Raw genomic sequence first — 16,025 nt, 5'->3', positions numbered from 1 at the left:
TATAATTTTTTTAATGGTTAAAAACCGGTTCTGACCCCAATTGCAATAGATCGTGGCTGACGACCATTCGGAAAGTCCGGGTCCAGGTGTTTATTGTTGGCTGCCCAGATCAGGCCGAGATTGCTGGTGTTAGCAAAAAGCTGCATGGTCTGGAAGGGTAGCTTATAGAATTGCTTTTTATTGAGCGCATAGCTCAGCGAGATATATTGACACCTGACATTGCCACCTTTTTCGGCCATTATTTCCGCGTTGGTATGAAAGTCTTCACGGTTTGCATCACGGGGATAAACCATTGAAGGCACGGTGGTATGCAGTTCATCTCCTGGCTTTTGCCAGCGCAGTGAATAATCGGAGTGGCCCGTGAGGCCTGTAACCAGACTTGAAAAGTTGATGGTTTCGCGTTTGAAAAAATAGCCCAGTTTATAAGTAAATCGCACCGAAAGAGATAATTGTTTCCATGAAATATTGTTTCCAACAGAACCAAACAATGTAGGAGCGGAAGGCCCCACATACACAACATCTCCAAAAGTAGCCGCAGCTCCGTTGATGCCTGCGTAATTGGTACTCTTTTCTCCTTTGAGGTAGCCGATCGGGTTTCCGTTCTGGGGATCAAGCCCTCCCCACTTATACGCGTAATACCCGAACATGGGGAAGTCCTTCACTGCCGTATACCCATAACCTCTTACCGCCCTGTCGAGGTCTGCGGGATTGGTTTGGTTTACACTCGTAATACGGTCCTTGTAGGTGTTAAAAATGAATACTGATGACCATCTTATGGCTTTGTCTGTATTGACGGTCATTATTTCTACATCTATTCCCCTTCCTTGCATACTGCCAATGTTTTTAGGGATGGTTGATTTCCCCAATCCGGTTGTAACATCTATTACTTGTGTACCATACATATCCGTAACCCTTTTCCAGTATATTTCAAGCGTTCCGGAAACACGTTCATTTTTTAATTTAAAATCAATGCCCATATTGGTCATGCCGGTTTTTTCCCAGGTAAGTTGCGGGTTGTAAAAGTTCTGAATATTCGTGTAGGGCGTTTGTGTAAAGAGAGATACTCCGGAATAGGTTAGCGTTGTGGTAGCCACCATAGAGGGATCAACGTTACCACTGAATCCATAAGTGCCGCGCAGAGACAACCCGGATAGCCAATCAATGTTGTAGAAGTCTTCCTGTGCGATGTTCCAGCCGCCGCCCACCGACCAAAATGGTTTCCATTTATTGTTGGTAGCCAGTCCGAAAAGATTGGCAGCGTCTCTTCTTGCGCTGGCGGAAAGGGTGTAACGCTTATTGTAGGTATAGGCCATGTTGCCATAAAGGGATACAAACCGCGTATTTCGTTCGGAGATATTTGCGTTTTGCGGAATAAATATTTGCGCGCCCGTAACAAAATTTGGATACCTGTTGGCGTAATCCACTGCATTAAAGGTCAGGATATCTTCATCAAGTCCGTAGGTTCGGTAGCTATTGCCAGAAGTTTTATTTTCGCTCACTTGCGCCCCGGAAATGGCTGTAATTTGAGAGCGCCCCAACGTTTTATTAAAGTTTAGTTGAAAGCGGACATCCCGGGCCACCATGCTTTCTATACCCCTGTCAAGTATTGCTCCCTTTGGTATCCGGTAGGTAACCTGGCCCGTAGATCGATTAAGTGATGAGTACTTGTTGATAAGGTCTCTGGTGAAAAAACTTTCTGCACCGTACAGGTAATTGGTTTCGGAAACCTGTTTCTGGTGCCTGAATTTAAGGTCAACCTGTAGGCCGTTGATGATCTTGTAATTGACGTTTACCATTGCGTTGATGTCGTGCACGCCATTTGATTGCTTAATATGGTTATACTCTTCAAGAGGATAATATTTCCAGTCTAAAAGTTTTCCCCCGCCAAGCGTGTCTATATAACTTTCCCTGAATTCCTGGTACAATGGAAGTGGGTTGCCGTCATCATCAGAAAAGCGTGTATAAATTGGCAACCCTGTTCCTACAGGTTTAATGGAACCGAAGGATGGTCTCGGAAATGTTCCGGATCGTTGCGCGTAAGAAACATCAGCGGCAACCAACAGCCTGGGCGAAAGTTGCCAGGTATTGTTCAGCCGGACAGTATAGCGCTTGAATTTTTCGTAACGACCTCCTGTATTTTCGTCATAACCGATACCTAATGACCAGGACATGCTATTGCTGCCGCCCCTTGCCGTGAGGGCATATTGGTTGTTGATGGCCGTCCGGTACATATTGTCCATAAAATCATTCCGCACATCGTGCTGCTTCATTTCTTCCAGTATTGCTTCTCCTTCCGCCTCGGAAAGGAGCCCGTCCCGCATTTTGAACAGGGTTTCATATACCGGAGAGAACCCGGGACGGCGCGAATTGGTTACATCCGCCCACCTGTATTGCTTGCTGAAAAGGAACTTTTCAAATTCAACGAGTTCTGCCGGGCTTATGGAAGGAATCTGGAAAAGATCAGGCTTTTCGGTAATCGAAGAATTGAAGTTGAAATCAACCTTTATCTTCTCATTGAACTTTCCTTTTTTCGTGGTGATGACGATAACGCCATTTGAAGCTTTGGCACCCCATATAGAAGCAGCAGCCGCATCTTTGAGGATGGTGAGGTTTTCCACATCATTGGGATTGATGTTGTCAATATCCCCTTCATACGGGAAATTGTCTACAATGATGAGGGGTTTAGCGATCTCGAAGTTTCTGGTGCTGAATCCCCTGATCACCATTTGATTCTGCGCGTAAGTGCCCACCCTTTCCGAGGCTACCACCGTAGCGCCGTTGGTAATGTATTTCAGGCGATCTATCACGTTGGTGCCGATCTGCTCATTGTACAATTCGTTTCCAATGCGGGTAAATGATCCCGTGGCCCTTTCTTTTTCTATTACCTGGTAACCTGTGTTCACCACCACTTCTTCCAACTCAGCATAAACCCTTTGCAGCGTGAGCTGTAAGGGCAATACCGTTTCACTGGTTAACGCCACCGAGTGCGACTGATAGCTGGTATAGGAAACAAGTAAGGTATCGGGTAAAGATGAAGTTGAAAAAGCAAAACTGCCATTAGACGCGGAAATAAATTGTTTACCGGAACTTTTAAGTACCAGTGTAACGCCGGAAAGCGGGCTACCGGTTTCAAGGTCCGATACCTTGCCGGTTATTGCCCGGGATTGCTGTGCGGTGGCGGAGAGGATCATGCAGCAGGTGCACCATACCACCAGTATATTTTTTATCATTGCTAAGCAGTTTTAAATGGTTGTAATCAGGTATTTTTTACCCTTTTTTGAAGAAGATTCCACTTTAATACCCAACACCTGCAGCCAGCGCAACAGGTCGGTACTTACAAATGCCGCGATCTGTTCTTTGGTATAGTGCGCGGGAAGCAAAAGTGAATAACAGTAGGTATGCGCTTCCGTCCATTCTTCATTGAGCGTTTCTGCGGGTTTAATAAAGCGCGAAGAATCTGAAACATTCAGTTCGAAGTCTTCTTTGTTCAGCAGAATGCCGCCATTCATGGCCAGTTGACATAAATGAAGCAGCGAAAGGTTGAAGAAACCGGTGGTGCAATAAGGACTTTCAGGCTGGCGAAGTGTCCCGTTCGGAGGAGAGATGCCCTTCAGGCGTCCTGTTAAAGTGGAATAAAATAGAAAAGCGGGTTTTTCCAGGTGATCACCGGAAAGGCTCAGCAAAGGAAGCGAAGCATCAAAACCAGGGACGTCTTTTTTTACCGGCCAGCTTACGGTTTCTTTTGAAAGCATCTCCTCAATATTCCTGGCGGTAATACGCTCCGTTCCTGTTATGGCCTTTACTTTTCCATTTCCACCAATCCAGACCACATGAGAGATGATTTTGTGCGGAAAGGCTGCTGCGTGTTCCGGCTGCCTGATGGCCACGGGCAAGCGGATGTTTTTTAAAGCGGGGAATTTCTGCCAGGCCTTCGCTACTTCGTCGGTGTTCTTAAAATCAGCGATGGTAATTACTTTCACCTGGTCTTTAAAAACCTTTTGAAGGCTGTCGATCGCCGGAAGTGCCTTTATACACGGAGAACAATACCGGCCCCAGAAATCAAGGATCACCAGTTTGCCGCGGTATTGCGAAAGGGTGATTGCTTCCGGATCGCCAATTTCGCCATTGTTCAAAATCCTGAATGCCATATCAGGAACCTTATCTCCCACGCCCAAAGCTTTTATTTCCTGGCCCTGTCCTTTACTCCACAGGCATAGCATGGCCACTACGCCAATAAGCGCTTTTTTCATTTGCAATTGTTTTGGTTGATAAATCGGCTGTGGTGGACTTGTAACAAAGTAAACTCCGCCGCTAAGTGGCCGCCTTCGGCTTTTTAGCGAACAGCACACAGAAGTTCGACAACGTCGGAAACACGCTGCTCATCCTAAAAAATTTTAAATGTGAGTGGTGGCCGGTGGAGATAGCCAGGTGGATGCTAAACGCCAGCAGTTACAGGAATGGTATGAATCGAACCGGGGGTATAGGATAAAGGACCAACTGAAGCGGATAGAACGATAACCCGGTCTGAAAGTTTTATAATTCAACCCTTCCGAACCAAAAATAAAAAACATTTTGAACAATTCTTTAAGAATTAAATAAATGTCCGATAGAATTTTAAGCAATGCTTTAAGGCTTTTTTAGCTGAAAAAGTTCAAAAATTTAGTTCTCTATCTTCGGTTCCACTGAAGGCGAACGATGGATAGAAAAAATTACAACCGCATAAAAGCCGCGATGGCGGAGAAACGCGTTTCACAAAAATACCTGGCGGAAAAGCTGGGTGTTACCGTGGGCACCGTTTCCACCTGGTGCCGCAACTTCAAACAACCCGAGGTACCCACCCTTTTCCAGATCGCTGATGTGCTGAACGTGGAAGCCGCATCCCTGCTCACTGCCAAACAAAACCTGGAAAGTTTGTAAGGTTGTAGTCAATTTATTTTTTCCACGGTCGTATTTCCACATCCTGCTTTACCCTACATTTGTTGTAACAACACAATGCGTCCACCACCTGCGTTTGTTGGGAACCGTTACTACACTACCACGCCGCTACACAGCCTTTTTAACCAAAATATTTTTTATGGAACAAACGCTCAGTAAAGCGGATGGTACTGCATTTCCATTTGTGGAGGATGAATGCTTTGTGGCTGGTGAGGTAATATGCTTTCCCGTACTTTGGTATAATGTTGCGTTACTGTTGAAGTCGCCGGAACCGCAAGATTTGCACTTATCGGTGGAAAATGGAATGAATGTCGCCGAAGATGAAACAGTGGATTTCCCTGAATTCTGGACAACCGGCAAGTACAAAGCTAACGGTGTTGATTACACGCCTGGTTTACGCGGTGGTACCAGCAGGCAGTTCAAACATCCATCGTTCATACAGGAAGAAGAGCCGTCATATACTTATGATACCCCTTTCACTCCAGGCAACCGCACACACCTGAATCTTTCCGGATTATTCGGTCAGTTACCCGGCGTTACGGCACCGCATCCGGCCCACGACCGCGATTGCTGTTTTCTGCTGGTGGGTTGCGAAAAGCCTTTGGTGCGTCGCGACCTCGCCATGTTGCCGGTGCTGGTACCGTGTTCGGGAAAACTTTCGCGTTCCGGTGAAAAAATGCAATACTTCGATGCCTTTCTTTCCTGTTTGGAGCAACCACGGCGGCACCTGCTTACGCCCGACCAACATGCGTTACAGGAACTCGGGCTGGCCATGGTAAAACTGGCGGAGCAATTGCCTGGCAGCTTGCTGGAACTGGCGCACAGCATGGCCAGTGCCGCGAACGATCTTTTGTTGTTGTGGGAGAAGGCCCTTCCGATGTTGTTCCACCAGCATCACGTGTTCCGTTATCCCATTGGCGGAAGAACAGGGTTAAAAGGAAAGCCGGAAAAAAGCAGGATCGGTGTTGCGTTTATAGGAAAGGATCGGCCGCAACTCAGTTTTGAACTGTCACATTACGAAAACCATATCGTATTAAAACCCGTGCTGCGCTTGCGTGGAAAACGGGTTTCAGCTTTCGAATCACGGATGCCCCTGTTTGTAAGTATTGGCAATACGTATTACCTCGCTTCATCCCTGCGCGATGCGGCCGCGCTGGAATGGATGGATGGCGCACACTATAGGGTCACGGTATTGAAGGAGGAGGAAGCGGTATTCCGCAAAGAAGTGCTTGAGATACTTGAACAGTTTTATGAAGTGAAGCGGTTGTAAATGGTATTTGCTCATCCACCGTGCCGGTAACAATAACCAGTACAACTTTTGGTATTGTTGCGGCACCTGCGCCCTTTTTTAGTGGAGCCCTTGCATTGCTGGCTGGCACAGTCTGAGCCAACTTTCGCTGAAGTGCTTTTGCGTTTAACAGCAGGTTTATTTTCTTTATCAGCTTCTTTACTGAAGGCGGATACTGTATCACTGACGGGAAGTACAGCAGCTGTATTCGTGCTGATGTCCGGAGCGGCTTTCAATGTGGTATCCGCAGGCGCGGAAGAGCAGGCGGCCATACATACAAATGCGGTACAGGCTATTAAAGATCTGAACATGGTATAGGAGTTAGGTGGTAAAACGAAAAGTAACAAGCCATTCAATCTATATAAGAAAAATATAAACTGTTTTTCAGATTTCAAAGTATATGGAAGAAGGAAACAATTTCCGCATCTCGAAAATGAAGTTCCTGATCTCGTTAACACGAAGGGGTATGTATCCGGTAGGTTTGCGAAAATTTACCCTCCAACATGAAGCATTGTATACTACTGCTCGCCATGCTGTTGCCTTTCTTCGGCTTTAGCCAGTCTGAAACAGGCGCAGTAAAAGGAACCATTACTACCCCCAACGGCGAAAGCGCTGAAAAGATTACCGTGCAATTTAAAGGCGCGGGCAAATCGGTGGCGCTCAATGCATCCGGAACGTTTGAAATAACTGCTGTTAAGCCAGGTGCTTATAAACTCGTGGTCACTTCCGTGAATACGGAAACCGTTGAATTGCCGGTAACCGTTGCCGCAGGCGTAACAACAGAGGTACCCGCCATTCAATTGAAGGAAAGCCGCCAACAACTGCAAACCGTGGAAGTAACCGGCAGAAAAGACAATTCCTATAAAAACGACCGTTCCTTCTCCGCCACCAAAATTGAAATGGCGGTGAAAGATGTACCCCAGTCTGTTTCTACCGTTACCAAAGAACTGATGCAGGACCAGCAGGCTTTCCGCGCCAGCGATGTGATCAAGAACGTGAGTGGTGTGAACCAGTTCTCCGGCTACGACGATTTTACGCTCCGCGGCTTCCGCAGCAGCACCCAGTTGCTGAACGGCCTTCGCACCGTGGTGGGCTTCTGGAACCAGCCCCTGCTCGTGAACATTGAAAGGCTGGAAGTGATCAAAGGGCCCGCGGCCGCGCTTTTCGGTAAAACCGATCCCGGCGGTACCATCAACAGGGTCACTAAAAAACCACTGGACGTTGACCGCAAAGTGTTCGCGTTTACCGTAGGCAGCTTCCAGACCTACCGCAGTACCGTTGACCTTACCGGTCCGCTGAACGAAGAAAAAACCCTGCTGTACCGACTGAATATAGGCTATGAAAACAGTGAAACCTTCAAAACCAACCAGGGCACCGAAAACTTTATCGTGAGTCCTTCCCTCTCCTTCGCGCCCAACGATAAAACCCGGGTAAACCTCGACCTGGTTTATGGGCTCACGAATGGCAAGCTGTACCGCGGGCAACCTATATTCGGGGCCACCGCGGGAACCGATCTGCATTCCACGCCCATCTCATTCACTATCGGCCGCGCCAATGATTATATTAAAGAGAAAACCTTCTCGGCCAACGTTTCCCTCTCCCACCAGTTCTCTTCCAATTTCTCCTTCAACTTCTCCTACCTCAAATACCAATGGAACGAGAACCTGATGGAGCATCGTACCGGTAACGGTTATGCGATGGACAGCTCGGGTGCCCAACAGCCCACGCTCATGGAAATGATGACCATCAAAAGGCTCTCCAAAAACATCAACGATAACGTTACGGCTTATTTTGTGCACCGCTTCCAAACCGGCGCTTTCCAGCACCAACTGCTGGTGGGTTACGACTTTAACCAATACTCCGTTCCCGTTGGTGGCTCCCAGGAAACGGCCCGCGGTTACCGCCTCAAAAACGGATCGGTGGCCAATACCTACAACAAAGCCCGTAAGAACGACTACATCCTTGATGCTAACGGCAACCCCGTGCCTAACGTGCCGCACTTCAGCCTGGTAAACCCCGATTATTCCATCGCCAACACTTCCGGATACATTACCACCAGTGTGGCCACGGCTCCGGCACGCAACGAGTCCAGCGGTATTTACATCCAGGACAACATCAAGTTCGGAAAACTGGCCCTGTTGCTTGGGCTCCGGAAAGAGTTCTACTCCGATAAATTCAATTTCAACAAACCACAGGAGGAAAACATCAAACAGGAATCGCTGATCCCGAGGCTTGGGCTGGTGTACAACCTTACAAAGCAGATCAACCTGTATGGCCTGTTCGTTCAGGGGTTCATGCCGCAAAACACCGCTACCATGGCCAACCCCAATGCCGGCGGTCCTTTCGATCCACTCGTGAGCCGGATGTATGAAGCGGGTGCCAAAGGCGATTTCCTGCATGGGCGTCTGAGCGCCACGCTGGCCCTGTACCACCTGGAACAGAACAATGTGCTTGTGAGCGCCAACAGCGCTTCCAACCCGGATCTGCTGGAGCAACGCGGGCAGGAACGTGGCAGAGGTGTGGAAGTGGATGTGAATGGCCGCATCACCGATAACCTGTTCCTCAGCGCCAACTATACGTACAGTAAAACTATTATTTCGAAGGCGGCAGATAAAACACTGGAAGGCCGTTTGAAGGAGAATGCCCCCCTGCAACAGGGCGGCGCCTGGTTGAAATACAACATCAACAGCGGAGAACTGAAAGGCATTGGCATAGCTGCGGGTGGCAACTTCGTGACCAAACGCCGCACCTTCTCCGATATCCTGGAACTTCCGGCTTATGCCGTTATGGATGCGGCCGTGTATTACAAATTCGATAAAGTGCAGCTTTCTGTGAACCTGAACAATGTGCTGAACAAAACGTACTGGTCGGGCGGTTACGATTACAACCGTCTGTTCCCCGGCGCTCCAAGGAATTTCCTCGCCACCATTTACTATACCTTATAGCATTATACTATAGCTGATGTTAAAAAAAATAGCAGCCAGATTACACCTATGGCTCGGCTTAACGGCCGGGCTTGTGGTTTTGATCAGCTTACTCGCCGCCGCTGTATTTGTTTGGGAAGAAGAATTGACGGAATGGTACCACCATGAGAAACTTTTCGTAAAAGAAGTGAAGGCCGCCCGCCTTCCTTTTCACCAGCTCTTACAAAACGCCCGCGGCGCCTCCATCGACAGCTCGATAACTTTCGTACGCATGGAGAACGACCCGCACCGCACCATCGCCTTCGGCAACTACAAAGCCGCCACCAAAAAAGGCTGGACCTACGCTTCCAGCGCCGATGATTACAGTCTGATTTATGTGAACCCTTATACCGGTGAAGTGCAGGGTAAAAGGGACCTCCGCCACGATTGGATATTCGGTACCCGCATGTTGCACCAGTGCCTGCTGCTCAACTACGATGTGGGCCATTATATTGTGGGCTTCGCCACGCTCATCATCCTTATTATGGTGGTTACGGGTATTGTATTGTGGTGGCCCAAAAACAAAGCGGCGTTCAAACAAAGGATCTGGTTCCGCTGGAAACCGTCCACCAAATGGCGGCGCAAGAACTACGATGTCCACAACATCGGCGGCATCTATTCTTTTTTGCTCATCACCCTCTTCTCCCTCACCGGATTGGTATGGACCTTCGACTGGTGGGAAGATACGGTGTACCGTATGTTGGGCAACAATCCAAAGGAAGTGTTCCGCAGGGCACCGCCTCCGGCGGTGGCGGTAGCTGAAGATGCTACCGGCGCATTCGATGTGGCGCTGGATGATATTAATAAGCGGTTGCCACATTGGTTATCGATCAACCTGAGTGTACCGGTGGCGCCGTATAAAGCGCCAATCAATGCTTTTGTAAGGTACGTGTCGGGGAAATCGGGATGGGATGAATCGGATAATTACAACTATCACCCGGTTACAGGGGAAATGTATTTCGCCACCACGCACGATGAGAAAACACTGGGGGCCAAATGGCGGAACAGCAATTATGCGATACACGTGGGCAGTATTTATGGATGGCCCACGAAGGTGCTTGCCACTTTTATAGCGTTGTTTTGCGCGTCGTTGCCGGTAACGGGGTTTTATATTTGGCGGGGGAGGAGGAAGAAGGGGAGGGGGTAACCGCTCTGCTAAATTAGTCAGCTACCGCCGATCGTATTGCGTTGATAAAAATTAGATTATCCGTTTTTAACGGTATGTCCTCTAACTACCTGCTTATTACTTTACATTTGAAAACTGAATGTTAGAAATAATTAATTGAGTTATATGGCCGAATAATAAGAGGGTAATTTTATAGGTGCTTCTGAAGCGACCGGTATTGAAAAAGATGGCAGCAGGCAATGAATTAGTGAATTGAAAGCGTATGAATAAAATGAGTAACAAGCCTCAAATAAATATAAACGATTCGGATTACAGCGAAATCCTACATCAGGCGATCAGTCAAATCAAGACCGCACGAATCCTGATCGCAAAGCAGGTAAACTCTGCCGCAAATTCCGTGTATTGGAATTTAGGGAAATTACTCTTTGAAAAGCAATTGGAAGAAGGTTATGGCAGTGGCGTTGTTAAGCAATTATCCATTGATCTCAAAAATGAATTTCCCGATATGGGCTTGTCGCCCCGAAATTTATGGAACATGAAACGCTTTTATGAGCGTTATTATCAAGCAGATACAAAACTGCTACAGGCTGTGGCAGTTTTGCCGTGGGGGCATAATTTGTTGTTATTAGATAAAGTACAATCTCTTTCTGCTGTCGAGTTTTATGCGAATGAGGCAATTGCGAAAGGGTGGTCGAGAGATTTGTTGCTGAACGCCATTAAGATGGACAGTTACAGCCGTGTACAAAGTGAATTAAAAACCAATAATTTCAGCAATACCCTACCTGAAATAAATGCCGGGTATGCCAACGAAGTGTTTAAAAGTTCTTACAATTTGGGTTTTCTTGGTATTACAGAACCCATGAAAGAATTGGAATTGGAAAACAGGTTGATGGCCAAAATAAGGGCTTTTGTACTGGAACTAGGGAAAGGCTTTTCGTTTATAGGTAACCAGTACCGCCTGGAATACAACCACAAAGAGTACTTCGTAGATATGCTTTTCTTCCATAGAGGGTTACAGTCTTTGGTAGCCATTGAATTAAAGATTGGAAGTTTTAAAGCGGAATATGTAGGAAAAATGAACCTATACCTTTCTCTACTGGACAAATTAGAAAAAGGCGAAAAAGAAAATCCATCTATCGGCATTATTCTCTGCGCCGACAAAGACCATCTGGATGTAGAGATCGCCCTTCAAGATATCAACAAACCCATTGGTGTAGCCGAATACCAGCTATTATTGCCCAAAGAGGAACTGCAAACTTTGGTGTTGAACGAAATAAAGTTAGAATACGGTTCTGATGGATTGGATGATGGTAGGGGTTCATCTACTTATTGATGAAGATGCATTCCCTATGATAACTGAGGTTAGCGGGAAGAATTTTATGCGCATCCTTTACAACCAGTTTCCCGGGTATGCCTATACAATTAAAATCGTCGTCAAAGCTAAACGCGCCCTTGTCTAACATCACATGATGATTTGGGCACAAACAAATAACATTATCTCCGCTATCGGAGCCATTGTGTGGACTTCCCAGGGGCTTAATATGTGCTGCCTCTGCATACCCAACACCAAGCACGTCAATTCTTGTATCGCATACCTGGCATTTATATTCGTACATTTCTTTAATGAACCGCGAAATTTTTGTATCGCGTACAATTCGAAGAACGGTAGCAGGAACGCGCTTTGCTGGTTCAACTACGGTATTATATGCACCCTGCTCGTCTTCTAATTGCGTATTGTTTTCGGCAGGTTGTTTCACCAACCGGTACCTGCAAATAAGGAAGCCGTCTTTTCCCACTTCTTCAAAATGATCTATAACAGTAAACAGCCCCCCATATTTGTATCCTTTTTTTGGACTGTATGGTGATTTATGTTCCGCCCCACGGGTAACGCGAACAGGTAATCCGTGCATTTCACTCACAATAAGTGCCTTGTTGCCCCGTGCTTCCCAACTTTGGTTAGAGGTTTGTCGTTTAGAATTTGGATCGTTCCCGCCGTGGCCCGTATATAAAACCTCGTTGCCATTGTCGTAATCATCCACGTAGCCACCGTTCAAAATAATAGAGGAGGCACCTACCTGTTTATTTCCATCTATGCCCGCTTGTGTGGCCAAGTGAATTCCCGCAGCGCGCAGCGCTTGCCTGTTTTCAAAGTAATCCCCCTCCCGAATTCCCTGAATTTCCCCGAATGTATATTTTGCCATAAACTTACACTACTGCAATAGATTCGGGCAATAAGTAAATACAGGGCAATACAGTAGTTATAGTGTGGAATTGATTCATATGTGGTGGTTATGAATCGTAAATATAGGAGAATTTCAATATCCGTGAACCACGGCTTGTACAATGGGAACGTCAGCCGCAGCCCAATGCAAAGAAGGCAATGCGCTGGCTTCTAACCATTGAAAAGATACATGTTCGTTTAAGGTGATGGTATTAGTGGCCACTGTGCAACGAAACGGCAATAAGTCGATCGAAAAATCGGGGTACTGGTGGTGAATAACTTCTAAAGAAGATCCAACTACGATAGCAAGATTTAATTCTTCCATAACTTCTCTTACCAGCGCAGATTCCGGCGTTTCCCCTGCTTCTATTTTGCCACCGGGAAACTCGAAAGTATTGGATAGATAAGGATACTTGCTTTTCCCTTTTTGCATGCAAAGGAATTTGCCGTTGTGTTCAATAACGGCAGCTACAACTTTATAGTGGGGGTTTAAAGACAAACTGGAGTTGATTTGAATGTTAAAACACTTCACCTGATGATTTTGTAATAGAATTTACAAGCCGCTATAGAATGTGCTAAAATCTACAATAGTAACCGCAGACATGTTGTATTACCTATTGATGTTGGATAAGGGCCTATCATCAAGTAATGGCCTGTTTAACCAAACTCATGATGTATTCTATATTTAAGTCATCTTCTATTACCAGTTCATAATCGCCATTTCCCCAATGTCCAATTCCCGAAACATCGCGGGTAATATTTTTTGGGTCATCCAACTTGCCTTTCTTTAAGTTGATCCACATTTTAAGATTCCTCTTCAGTAAGGTAATATCTGTAATATTGGTTCCTTTCTTGAATGCGATATAATCTTTTTGGGGCTGTATTTCAATGTCGGGACTCAAGTTTAGTATGGCCGTTTTAAACTGGTTGTAGAGTTCGGAAATATGGTCGTTAACCCTACTGATATGATCGTCTTCAGTAAAAGACCTGATTTCTTTTGCAACTTTTTCGAATTGCTCATTTTGTTTGGCTATGGGTTTAATGCTTGGGGCTGAAGAAGATTTCTTTATGGGGTTAATAAGAATTATATCATTTTGAAAGCGCTTAACTTCCCATAATTCAATAGATAAATCTTTGAAATTGGTTGATTGCTTTTGAAAATCAGTAAATGAAGCGGAAACAAATATTACCTTGCTTTGGCTCCAATCAACCTCTTCACGCTTTAGTACTTGTCCTAAACTTTCATTGTATTCTACGATGAAATCTGCCTTATGCTCCAGCATAAGGTTCAGGTAAGATACACCCTGGTCTATAACACTATAGTTCCTATCTCGCTTGTATTCAATTATTACAAAAGATTTGTTTTCCGGATCAAAAGCAAGTGTATCAATCCGGTTGCTTCTAATGGAAAATTCTGTTTTGATGAATTGCCAATTGGTGAGCGGTCTAAGATTCTCCTCAAATAATTGCTGAAGCTCCTTTTCAAGTTTAAATGGATTTTCTTTCAGTTGGATTAGTTTGTTGCTATTATTGTTGTATAGGATCATTTTCGAAATAGGATGTTATTTAGTGCTTGATTATTTTGATTTACTTTTTCAACTTGATATCCCCGTACAGCGCCTGTAACAAATCACAAGAATTTACCCCAATTGCTAATGCAATTAAATACAATTCCTCCGCCCTTAAATGACTGCATTCATCAGTGTTAATTCATTCATTCTTGTTCTCGACAAGCCAGTTTTCCGTGCGACTTCAGACTTATTATCCGATTTCTGAGCCAGGTAATCTCCCGGCTTAGTCATTGATTATTAGGGTTTTCTATAATTATTGATGTATTAAAAGTAAAAAAAAGCTGAAATAATTAAAATTTATTGCAAGATGCCCCCCGGCACAATTTTCCCTACACATCGTTTTTTCTTCACCATTAAACGATGCCTCCATGAAAAAAATCTACCTGTTACTCCTGGCCTCCGCTACAACTTATTTTTCCCATGCCCAGGTAAACCTTCCCCACGTACTCACCTTTTCCAGCAATGAACCCTCCTGGACCGCAGGCATAGCCCGCGATGGAGAAGGCGGCTCCGAAGATATCATCGGACTTGAAATTCAAATCTTTACCGGGAGTTCCACTTTTGGTCTGGAACCCGGATCCACCATCACCTGGAAACCCAATTCGTACCTCAGCTCCGATGATGCTACTTTTAACGGACTCACCTCCGGCCCTGATGTGGAAGCCACCAACAACGGCGTACCCGCGATGGTCATGAAAAGTTCGAGCACGGCTGTAAACTTCTCTCTACAATCCATCACACTGTACGATTGGGGCGGGTATTCCCCGCTCATGATCTCTACCTATGATAATGGCGTGCTGGTAGGCACTATTGAAGTGGCTTTCGCTACGCCTCCTGCTTATCCGCCAAAGACAATTTCCCAGGCCGATGAGTTAACGCCCTCTCTTTTCAGTGATGTGGATGAAATCCGTTTCTATCCCAAATCGCCGCAAACGGTTTTTAACCTGAGCATGAACTACATTTCGCTGGCCGCGCCAGGCACGCTTCCCGTGCAATACGAATATTTCAGGGGAGCCCTAAGGGGATCCGATTGCGTGTTGGAATGGGCCACCGCGCAGGAGCAGCAAAGCAGTCATTTTACCATTGAACACAGCACCGGCGGACCGCAATTTTCTAAAGTGGGTACAGTGAAAGCAATGGGCAACAGCACTGTTCAACAAGTGTATCATTTCGCTTATCCCGTGGGGAATGATCCCGTTCATTTGTTCCGTCTCCGCCAGGTGGACCTGGATGGGAAAGAATCGCTCAGCGAGGTAATTACGCTCCGGAATACGAATGTGTCGCTGGTATCGGTTGCTCCGAATCCTACTGTGGGAAGGGTGGAAATTACCTTGAAAACCGGGAGCATTAAGGACGTGCAGGTGTATGATATGAATGGGAAAAGATGGCTGCAGGTAGAACAAGCGAGCGCCGGAAAATGTATTGCCGATCTTACACCATTGCCTTCCGGCATGTATATCATCCAGGTGAAAACCGATACGGGTGTGGAGAAAATGAAGGTGCTGAAAAATTGAGAAGAAGCTTATTTTTGGTGCATTCAACTTAAATACACTTTATGCTTCGTTCCGTTCATCCCAAACTCCCTATGCGCGATAAGGCGGCTACCAGGAATTATTATATTGATTGTTTGGGGTTTCGTGATGTAGGCGCTGTGGATTATGAGGGGTACCTGATGCTGGAAAAAGACGGAATCCAATTGCATTTTTTTGAATTCAAAACATTGGATCCATTGGAGAATTATGGTCAGGTGTACATCCGCACCGATGCTATCGCTGCTTTGTACCAGTGGCTGCTGGATAGAAACGTGGCCATTCATCCGAATGGCGCTTTGCAGCAAAAGCCCTGGGGCATGAAGGAATTTTCGTTGCTGGACCCGGATAATAATTTGCTGACGTTTGGGGAGGAGGGGTGAGGGATATCG

13 protein-coding genes are annotated in these 16,025 nt (G+C 46.1%); 7 read left to right on the top strand and 6 right to left on the bottom strand.

Going from position 1 to position 16,025, the window contains the following annotated elements; all coding sequences use genetic code 11:
- Positions 1 to 17 precede the first annotated feature (17 nt).
- Both M4J38_RS15120 and M4J38_RS15115 read right to left on the bottom strand, forming a co-directional pair.
- Complete coding sequence (locus M4J38_RS15120; RefSeq protein ID WP_251760569.1) at positions 18 to 3,230, bottom strand: SusC/RagA family TonB-linked outer membrane protein; 3,213 nt, start codon at positions 3,228 to 3,230, stop codon at positions 18 to 20.
- Between the two features lie 12 nt (positions 3,231 to 3,242).
- Positions 3,243 to 4,250 carry a redoxin domain-containing protein gene (locus M4J38_RS15115; protein WP_251760568.1) on the bottom strand — a complete coding sequence of 336 codons (1,008 nt, stop codon included), beginning with the start codon at positions 4,248 to 4,250 and terminating at the stop codon, positions 3,243 to 3,245.
- 445 nt (positions 4,251 to 4,695) lie between these two features.
- On the opposite strand from M4J38_RS15115, the gene M4J38_RS15110 reads away from it, so the two are divergent.
- The gene (locus tag M4J38_RS15110) at positions 4,696 to 4,917 is read left to right on the top strand and encodes a helix-turn-helix transcriptional regulator (protein WP_251760566.1); all 222 of its coding nucleotides are present in this window, start codon (positions 4,696 to 4,698) and stop codon (positions 4,915 to 4,917) included.
- 157 nt (positions 4,918 to 5,074) lie between these two features.
- Complete coding sequence (locus M4J38_RS15105; protein WP_251760565.1) at positions 5,075 to 6,205, top strand: hypothetical protein; 1,131 nt, start codon at positions 5,075 to 5,077, stop codon at positions 6,203 to 6,205.
- A gap of 11 nt (positions 6,206 to 6,216) precedes the next feature.
- Here M4J38_RS15105 and M4J38_RS15100 read toward each other — a convergent pair whose 3' ends face one another.
- Entirely contained in the window at positions 6,217 to 6,534 is a 318-nt protein-coding gene (locus tag M4J38_RS15100; protein WP_251760563.1) for a hypothetical protein, read from the bottom strand.
- Positions 6,535 to 6,726: 192 nt separating this feature from the next.
- On the opposite strand from M4J38_RS15100, the gene M4J38_RS15095 reads away from it, so the two are divergent.
- The 3 genes from M4J38_RS15095 to M4J38_RS15085 all read left to right on the top strand — a co-directional run bounded on the left by M4J38_RS15095 (position 6,727) and on the right by M4J38_RS15085 (position 11,645).
- Positions 6,727 to 9,168 (top strand): TonB-dependent siderophore receptor, encoded by a 2,442-nt coding sequence (locus tag M4J38_RS15095; RefSeq protein ID WP_251760561.1) that lies wholly within the window; start codon positions 6,727 to 6,729, stop codon positions 9,166 to 9,168.
- A gap of 16 nt (positions 9,169 to 9,184) precedes the next feature.
- A complete protein-coding gene (locus M4J38_RS15090; protein WP_251760560.1) occupies positions 9,185 to 10,333 on the top strand; it encodes a PepSY domain-containing protein in 1,149 nt (382 codons plus the stop codon).
- Positions 10,334 to 10,574: 241 nt separating this feature from the next.
- A complete protein-coding gene (locus M4J38_RS15085; protein ID WP_251760558.1) occupies positions 10,575 to 11,645 on the top strand; it encodes a YhcG family protein in 1,071 nt (356 codons plus the stop codon).
- Here the strand turns inward: M4J38_RS15085 and M4J38_RS15080 are convergent.
- The 3 genes from M4J38_RS15080 to M4J38_RS15070 all read right to left on the bottom strand — a co-directional run bounded on the left by M4J38_RS15080 (position 11,635) and on the right by M4J38_RS15070 (position 14,080).
- Positions 11,635 to 12,513, bottom strand: a complete 879-nt coding sequence (locus tag M4J38_RS15080) for a YDG/SRA domain-containing protein (protein WP_251760556.1) — start codon at positions 12,511 to 12,513, stop codon at positions 11,635 to 11,637. The genes M4J38_RS15085 and M4J38_RS15080 overlap by 11 nt on opposite strands.
- Positions 12,514 to 12,627: 114 nt before the next feature.
- Positions 12,628 to 13,065, bottom strand: coding sequence for a (deoxy)nucleoside triphosphate pyrophosphohydrolase (locus tag M4J38_RS15075; RefSeq protein ID WP_308217821.1), 438 nt, complete (start codon positions 13,063 to 13,065; stop codon positions 12,628 to 12,630).
- Positions 13,066 to 13,174: 109 nt separating this feature from the next.
- Complete coding sequence (locus M4J38_RS15070) at positions 13,175 to 14,080, bottom strand: DUF5655 domain-containing protein (RefSeq protein ID WP_251760552.1); 906 nt, start codon at positions 14,078 to 14,080, stop codon at positions 13,175 to 13,177.
- Positions 14,081 to 14,472: 392 nt separating this feature from the next.
- On the opposite strand from M4J38_RS15070, the gene M4J38_RS15065 reads away from it, so the two are divergent.
- Together M4J38_RS15065 and M4J38_RS15060 are read left to right on the top strand one after the other, a co-directional pair.
- Complete coding sequence (locus tag M4J38_RS15065; RefSeq protein WP_251760550.1) at positions 14,473 to 15,618, top strand: T9SS type A sorting domain-containing protein; 1,146 nt, start codon at positions 14,473 to 14,475, stop codon at positions 15,616 to 15,618.
- 41 nt (positions 15,619 to 15,659) lie between these two features.
- Positions 15,660 to 16,016, top strand: a complete 357-nt coding sequence (locus M4J38_RS15060; RefSeq protein ID WP_251760549.1) for a VOC family protein — start codon at positions 15,660 to 15,662, stop codon at positions 16,014 to 16,016.
- Positions 16,017 to 16,025 lie beyond the last annotated feature (9 nt).

The sequence above is a fragment of the Parasegetibacter sp. NRK P23 genome, assembly GCF_023721715.1.
Classification (GTDB): Bacteria; Bacteroidota; Bacteroidia; order Chitinophagales; family Chitinophagaceae; genus Parasegetibacter.
Note: the sequence above shows the minus strand (reverse complement) of the source record. Positions and strands in the feature narration are given on the sequence as shown.

What these genes read in the sequence shown, in the direction of transcription:
- M4J38_RS15120 (WP_251760569.1), bottom strand. Translation starts at nt 3,230, where the DNA reads ATGATAAAAAATATACTGGTGGTATGGTGCACCTGCTGCATGATCCTC.
- M4J38_RS15115 (WP_251760568.1), bottom strand. Translation starts at nt 4,250, where the DNA reads ATGAAAAAAGCGCTTATTGGCGTAGTGGCCATGCTATGCCTGTGGAGT.
- M4J38_RS15110 (WP_251760566.1), top strand. Translation starts at nt 4,696, where the DNA reads ATGGATAGAAAAAATTACAACCGCATAAAAGCCGCGATGGCGGAGAAA.
- M4J38_RS15105 (WP_251760565.1), top strand. Translation starts at nt 5,075, where the DNA reads ATGGAACAAACGCTCAGTAAAGCGGATGGTACTGCATTTCCATTTGTG.
- M4J38_RS15100 (WP_251760563.1), bottom strand. Translation starts at nt 6,534, where the DNA reads ATGTTCAGATCTTTAATAGCCTGTACCGCATTTGTATGTATGGCCGCC.
- M4J38_RS15095 (WP_251760561.1), top strand. Translation starts at nt 6,727, where the DNA reads ATGAAGCATTGTATACTACTGCTCGCCATGCTGTTGCCTTTCTTCGGC.
- M4J38_RS15090 (WP_251760560.1), top strand. Translation starts at nt 9,185, where the DNA reads ATGTTAAAAAAAATAGCAGCCAGATTACACCTATGGCTCGGCTTAACG.
- M4J38_RS15085 (WP_251760558.1), top strand. Translation starts at nt 10,575, where the DNA reads ATGAATAAAATGAGTAACAAGCCTCAAATAAATATAAACGATTCGGAT.
- M4J38_RS15080 (WP_251760556.1), bottom strand. Translation starts at nt 12,513, where the DNA reads ATGGCAAAATATACATTCGGGGAAATTCAGGGAATTCGGGAGGGGGAT.
- M4J38_RS15070 (WP_251760552.1), bottom strand. Translation starts at nt 14,080, where the DNA reads ATGATCCTATACAACAATAATAGCAACAAACTAATCCAACTGAAAGAA.
- M4J38_RS15065 (WP_251760550.1), top strand. Translation starts at nt 14,473, where the DNA reads ATGAAAAAAATCTACCTGTTACTCCTGGCCTCCGCTACAACTTATTTT.
- M4J38_RS15060 (WP_251760549.1), top strand. Translation starts at nt 15,660, where the DNA reads ATGCTTCGTTCCGTTCATCCCAAACTCCCTATGCGCGATAAGGCGGCT.